Origin of the sequence: Bradyrhizobium sp. 132 (assembly GCF_023074185.1) — a bacterium.
Taxonomy (GTDB): domain Bacteria; phylum Pseudomonadota; class Alphaproteobacteria; order Rhizobiales; family Xanthobacteraceae; genus Bradyrhizobium.
Genome location: NZ_JADPKY010000184.1, coordinates 1 through 1,248 on the forward strand (window position 1 = coordinate 1; position 1,248 = coordinate 1,248).

Here is a 1,248-nt window from a genome sequence, read left to right on the forward strand (position 1 = left end):
AAACCTGGATGCGATGCTGGCGAAGTTCTCTCAGTATTCGTTCATCGAGTGGATCGATCTCTACGAGCTGATCGACGAGCCGGACAAGACTGGTCCCGATGGTCGGTTCGGGCTGATGTTCAATCTGTCGACCTCGAAGCCGCTCATGTCGACGGTTGACAAGTATACGGGCGGACCCCAATAACAGCGGCGCTATTCCGGCGCAGATTTTCGGCTAGACTCCCTTCAGGGGTGAGCACATAGGGACTGCCTATCAACCTGTGGCATTTCTGCTAATGTTGTGGTCTAAAGCATTAATTGCCGTTCATTTGTTGGGAAACTCGCTCCTACGCCGGGAGGGTCCAGTGCCTGATGAACACGACACCACTTTGCGCGATGCGCATTGGAAAATGTACTCAGAGAATTCGATCCAAGCGCGTCATCACGAGACGCAACGAGCGGCGGTAGCATCTACATTCATAGGCATTTCGGGCGCAGTCATCGCCTTCATGACTTCGGACAAGACGCTGAGTCCTTTGGACCTGCCGCCTGCACTGCTACTCGTTCTGCTCGGCATGTTCGGAGCAGTGTTTTCCGCGAAGCAATACGAGCGGATACAGCTACACACGCGGCGCGCACGGGGCTATCGTGATGCCTATGATGCGCTGCTTCCAGGGTCACCTCTGAGAAGCATCAGACGGATCGCGGATGATGACAACACGCGAGAATTTCCGAAACTGAGTGTTCTACGTCTGAATCAGTTTTGGATTGCGATGAACCTTGCGATCTCTGGACTTGGCGTTTGTCTCGTGATTGTGGCGCTATTCTTCCCGATTCGGGTCATAGCCCCGTAATGGCGTTCGTAGGTCGCCTTCTCGACGGTTGCCTTCACTCCCTTCAAGTCACTGAACCTCCAGAGGGGCGCAAAATTCCATGACCGCCATCCTCTCGTCGTTGGTCGAGCGAAGTCATCTCAGCACCGGGAGAAGTCTTATTCTGCAATCACAATCTTCGAGCCGTTGCGGGTCGCCCGAGACCCGCCATGTCGAAGGCTTCGATTCGACCGGAACGAAGAAGAGAAGTTTATTCCGACAACATTGAATAGAGATTGAACCCGTCAATCGCAAAAGCACAGAAGGCAATGAACCACGCGCCGGAATCATGCGGCCATGACCTGCCTCCGAAGTTTCATCCAGTGGCGATTAGAGCCTCAGCGGATGTTACGCCGTTTGGCGCGGGGTGAGCAACGTGCGATCGGCGGAGCTGGTC

At 54.6% G+C, this 1,248-nt stretch carries 1 protein-coding gene and 1 pseudogene; both read left to right on the top strand.

Translation table 11 applies throughout. The features are described from left to right. A pseudogene (locus tag IVA74_RS40115) lies at positions 1-184 on the top strand (hypothetical protein); the annotation flags it as partial. 160 nt (positions 185-344) lie between these two features. Next, positions 345-833, top strand: a complete 489-nt coding sequence (locus IVA74_RS40120) for a hypothetical protein (RefSeq protein WP_247353609.1) — start codon at positions 345-347, stop codon at positions 831-833. Positions 834-1,248: the final 415 nt, after the last annotated feature.